2 tRNA genes and 3 rRNA genes are annotated in these 5,573 nt (G+C 50.6%); all 5 read left to right on the forward strand.

The features are described from left to right. Nucleotides 1-298 precede the first annotated feature (298 nt). The 5 genes from AC3A6J_RS27865 to rrf all read left to right on the forward strand — a co-directional run bounded on the left by AC3A6J_RS27865 (nucleotide 299) and on the right by rrf (nucleotide 5,530). Nucleotides 299-1,833 (forward strand): 16S ribosomal RNA (locus tag AC3A6J_RS27865). A 79-nt stretch (nucleotides 1,834-1,912) separates the two neighbouring features. Beyond that, nucleotides 1,913-1,989, forward strand: a tRNA-Ile gene (locus AC3A6J_RS27870). A 28-nt stretch (nucleotides 1,990-2,017) separates the two neighbouring features. Continuing rightward, a tRNA-Ala gene (locus AC3A6J_RS27875) sits at nucleotides 2,018-2,093 on the forward strand. Nucleotides 2,094-2,414: 321 nt separating this feature from the next. Beyond that, nucleotides 2,415-5,290 (forward strand): 23S ribosomal RNA (locus AC3A6J_RS27880). Nucleotides 5,291-5,417: 127 nt separating this feature from the next. Beyond that, nucleotides 5,418-5,530, forward strand: a 5S ribosomal RNA gene (gene rrf, locus AC3A6J_RS27885). The 16S, 23S and 5S rRNA genes sit together here with 2 tRNA genes alongside, the layout of an rRNA operon. The last annotated feature ends 43 nt before the right edge of the window (nucleotides 5,531-5,573 follow it).

Consider the following 5,573-nt stretch of genomic DNA (forward strand, 5'->3'; position numbering starts at 1 on the left):
GTTGCGGAGTGCGGAAAAGAAGAAGTGGCAGCGAAAAAAGTTTGACGGTTCTTCAAAAACCGTGTTAGACTACAAGGCTTCGCTGATCGCAGCAAAGCAAGACGAAGTAAACGATAAGTTGCTTCGGGGTTCATTAAAAATCTACAGCCGATAAGCGTGGGCGTTTGAAGGTAATTGCGTAAGTTCTTCGGAACAAGTCGCAAGACTTAAAAACGCTCATGAGAATAGAAGTGAAGTTCACTTCAATTCCGTTTTTGTGAGTTTTGCCTGGTCGCGAGATCAGGCGCAAATCAAGATCGAACTATAGAGTTTGATCCTGGCTCAGATTGAACGCTGGCGGCATGCCTTACACATGCAAGTCGAACGGCAGCGCGGGAGCAATCCTGGCGGCGAGTGGCGAACGGGTGAGTAATACATCGGAACGTGCCCAATCGTGGGGGATAACGCAGCGAAAGCTGTGCTAATACCGCATAAGATCTACGGATGAAAGCAGGGGATCGCAAGACCTTGCGCGAATGGAGCGGCCGATGGCAGATTAGGTAGTTGGTGGGGTAAAGGCTCACCAAGCCTTCGATCTGTAGCTGGTCTGAGAGGACGACCAGCCACACTGGGACTGAGACACGGCCCAGACTCCTACGGGAGGCAGCAGTGGGGAATTTTGGACAATGGGCGAAAGCCTGATCCAGCCATGCCGCGTGCAGGATGAAGGCCTTCGGGTTGTAAACTGCTTTTGTACGGAACGAAACGGCTCTTTCTAATACAGAGGGCTAATGACGGTACCGTAAGAATAAGCACCGGCTAACTACGTGCCAGCAGCCGCGGTAATACGTAGGGTGCAAGCGTTAATCGGAATTACTGGGCGTAAAGCGTGCGCAGGCGGTGATGTAAGACAGTTGTGAAATCCCCGGGCTCAACCTGGGAACTGCATCTGTGACTGCATCGCTGGAGTGCGGCAGAGGGGGATGGAATTCCGCGTGTAGCAGTGAAATGCGTAGATATGCGGAGGAACACCGATGGCGAAGGCAATCCCCTGGGCCTGCACTGACGCTCATGCACGAAAGCGTGGGGAGCAAACAGGATTAGATACCCTGGTAGTCCACGCCCTAAACGATGTCAACTGGTTGTTGGGTCTTCACTGACTCAGTAACGAAGCTAACGCGTGAAGTTGACCGCCTGGGGAGTACGGCCGCAAGGTTGAAACTCAAAGGAATTGACGGGGACCCGCACAAGCGGTGGATGATGTGGTTTAATTCGATGCAACGCGAAAAACCTTACCCACCTTTGACATGTACGGAATCCTTTAGAGATAGAGGAGTGCTCGAAAGAGAACCGTAACACAGGTGCTGCATGGCTGTCGTCAGCTCGTGTCGTGAGATGTTGGGTTAAGTCCCGCAACGAGCGCAACCCTTGTCATTAGTTGCTACATTTAGTTGGGCACTCTAATGAGACTGCCGGTGACAAACCGGAGGAAGGTGGGGATGACGTCAAGTCCTCATGGCCCTTATAGGTGGGGCTACACACGTCATACAATGGCTGGTACAAAGGGTTGCCAACCCGCGAGGGGGAGCTAATCCCATAAAACCAGTCGTAGTCCGGATCGCAGTCTGCAACTCGACTGCGTGAAGTCGGAATCGCTAGTAATCGTGGATCAGAATGTCACGGTGAATACGTTCCCGGGTCTTGTACACACCGCCCGTCACACCATGGGAGCGGGTTCTGCCAGAAGTAGTTAGCCTAACCGCAAGGAGGGCGATTACCACGGCAGGGTTCGTGACTGGGGTGAAGTCGTAACAAGGTAGCCGTATCGGAAGGTGCGGCTGGATCACCTCCTTTCTGGAAACAAGCAATTTAATTTAAACGCCCACACTTATCGGTTGTTGGAAGAAGTCGAAATCTTCATTGATTCTCGATTGGGTCTGTAGCTCAGCTGGTTAGAGCACCGTCTTGATAAGGCGGGGGTCGTTGGTTCGAGCCCAACTAGACCCACCAAATCTTCTGATTTCTCGTGTGAGAGTTTGGGGGATTAGCTCAGCTGGGAGAGCACCTGCTTTGCAAGCAGGGGGTCGTCGGTTCGATCCCGTCATCCTCCACCAATAAATCGATACTTAAATTCAACACCAAAGCAGCTTTGTGCGCGAGCATGAGGCTTCTTTGTTGTTGATCGAGATCTCTTGATCAATCGGCTGTTCTTTAAAAATTCATAGAGTCGAATCAGCGTTGCTGATGGAAACTGCACATTCGTAAAGGTTTAGTGCAGACCGTGCCATCAGCAACATAGAATTTTTGATTGCGTCAAAAGAAACTTCAATTTCGAATCAAATCGAATTGAATGTACGGCATAACGCGTCAGGTGAAAGACCTGACATATTCCTTGAAATGATTTTGTAGTTTCGCAAGAGACATCAAAGTTATAGGGTCAAGTGAATAAGAGCACGTGGTGGATGCCTTGGCAATGATAGGCGACGAAGGACGTGATAGCCTGCGATAAGCTTCGGGGAGCTGGCAAATTAGCTTTGATCCGGAGATTTCCGAATGGGGAAACCCACCTGCAAAGGTATCGCATGATGAATACATAGTCATGCGAGGCGAACCGGGTGAACTGAAACATCTCAGTAGCTCGAGGAAAAGACATCAACCGAGATTCCGAAAGTAGTGGCGAGCGAAATCGGAAGAGCCTGTTAGTGATAGCACAAGACATAACGGAACAGTTTGGAAAGACTGGCCATAGCGGGTGATAGCCCCGTACGTGAAATGACCTGTGTGGTACTGAGCTAACGACAAGTAGGGCGGGACACGAGAAATCCTGTCTGAATATGGGGGGACCATCCTCCAAGGCTAAATACTCATCATTGACCGATAGTGAACTAGTACCGTGAGGGAAAGGCGAAAAGAACCCCGGGAGGGGAGTGAAATAGATCCTGAAACCGCGTGCTTACAAAAAGTAGGAGCCTCGTAAGGGGTGACTGCGTACCTTTTGTATAATGGGTCAGCGACTTACATTCAGTGGCAAGGTTAACCGAATAGGGAAGCCGTAGAGAAATCGAGTCCGAATAGGGCGATCAGTCGCTGGGTGTAGACCCGAAACCAAGTGATCTATCCATGGCCAGGATGAAGGTGCCGTAACAGGTACTGGAGGTCCGAACCGACTAGTGTTGCAAAACTAGCGGATGAGCTGTGGATAGGGGTGAAAGGCTAAACAAACTTGGAAATAGCTGGTTCTCTCCGAAAACTATTTAGGTAGTGCCTCAAGTATTACCATCGGGGGTAGAGCACTGTTTTGGCTAGGGGGTCATGGCGACTTACCAAACCAAGGCAAACTCCGAATACCGATGAGTACAGCTTGGGAGACAGAGCACCGGGTGCTAACGTCCGGACTCAAGAGGGAAACAACCCAGACCGCCAGCTAAGGTCCCTAAAATTGGCTAAGTGGGAAACGAAGTGGGAAGGCTAAAACAGTCAGGATGTTGGCTTAGAAGCAGCCATCATTTAAAGAAAGCGTAATAGCTCACTGATCGAGTCGTCCTGCGCGGAAGATGTAACGGGGCTAAGCCAGTTACCGAAGCTGCGGATTTGCAATTTATTGCAAGTGGTAGGAGAGCGTTCTGTAAGCCTGTGAAGGTGCGTTGTAAAGCGTGCTGGAGGTATCAGAAGTGCGAATGCTGACATGAGTAGCGTTAAAGGGGGTGAAAAGCCCCCTCGCCGTAAGCGCAAGGTTTTCTACGCAACGTTCATCGGCGTAGAGTGAGTCGGCCCCTAAGGCGAGGCAGAGATGCGTAGCTGATGGGAAACAGGTCAATATTCCTGTACCGATTGTTAGTGCGATGTGGGGACGGATCTTAATAGGTCATCCAGTTATTGGATTATTCTGGTTTAGTTGGATGTAGGCGTGCATTAGGCAAATCCGGTGCACATATACCGAGGCCAACGATCGAGCGGACTTGTCCGTGAAGTGACTGAACGAGGTTCCAGGAAAAGCCACTAAGCTTCAGCTAACAACGACCGTACCGCAAACCGACACTGGTGCGCGAGATGAGTATTCTAAGGCGCTTGAGAGAACTCAGGAGAAGGAACTCGGCAAATTGACACCGTAACTTCGGAAGAAGGTGTGCCCTATTAGTGTGTAGTGAACAACGAAGCATGAATGGGTTGCAAAAAATCGGTGGCTGCGACTGTTTATTAAAAACACAGCACTCTGCAAACACGAAAGTGGACGTATAGGGTGTGACGCCTGCCCGGTGCTGGAAGATTAAATGATGGGGTGCAAGCTCTTGATTGAAGTCCCAGTAAACGGCGGCCGTAACTATAACGGTCCTAAGGTAGCGAAATTCCTTGTCGGGTAAGTTCCGACCTGCACGAATGGCGTAACGATGGCCACACTGTCTCCTCCTGAGACTCAGCGAAGTTGAAATGTTTGTGATGATGCAATCTCCCCGCGGAAAGACGGAAAGACCCCATGAACCTTTACTGTAGCTTTGTATTGGACTTTGAACAGATCTGTGTAGGATAGGTGGGAGGCTTTGAAGCAGGGTCGCTAGATCTTGTGGAGCCAACGTTGAAATACCACCCTGGTGTGTTTGAGGTTCTAACCTAGGTCCATTATCTGGATCGGGGACAGTGCATGGTAGGCAGTTTGACTGGGGCGGTCTCCTCCCAAAGCGTAACGGAGGAGTTCGAAGGTACGCTAGTTACGGTCGGACATCGTGACGATAGTGCAATGGCATAAGCGTGCTTAACTGCGAGACTGACAAGTCGAGCAGATGCGAAAGCAGGACATAGTGATCCGGTGGTTCTGTATGGAAGGGCCATCGCTCAACGGATAAAAGGTACTCTGGGGATAACAGGCTGATACCGCCCAAGAGTTCATATCGACGGCGGTGTTTGGCACCTCGATGTCGGCTCATCTCATCCTGGGGCTGTAGCCGGTCCCAAGGGTATGGCTGTTCGCCATTTAAAGAGGTACGTGAGCTGGGTTTAAAACGTCGTGAGACAGTTTGGTCCCTATCTTCCGTGGGCGCTGCAGATTTGAGGAAGCCTGCTCCTAGTACGAGAGGACCGGAGTGGACACACCTCTGGTGTATCGGTTGTCACGCCAGTGGCATTGCCGAGTAGCTAAGTGTGGAAGAGATAACCGCTGAAAGCATCTAAGCGGGAAACTCGTTTCAAGATGAGATCTGCCGGGGCCTTGAGCCCCCTAAAGAGTCGTTCAAGACCAGGACGTTGATAGGTCAGGTGTGGAAGCGCAGTAATGCGTTAAGCTAACTGATACTAATTGCTCGTGCGGCTTGACCCTATAACTTTGATCGGTCAGATCAAGGTGTTATGCCAAGTTGACGCATTCAAAATAATTCGCCAAAGCTGATTCCAAACTCTATGAATTCGTTGTATTGATCATGTGATCAGTACGACAACAAGTTATGCCTGATGACCATAGCGACGTGGTACCACTCCTTCCCATCCCGAACAGGACAGTGAAACGCGTCAGCGCCGATGATAGTGCGGGTTCCCGTGTGAAAGTAGGTCATCGTCAGGCTCTTACAGCCAAGAAAAGCCCAGCCCCGAAAGGGTTGGGCTTT

The organism is Variovorax sp. Soil_C_39 (assembly GCF_057656815.1).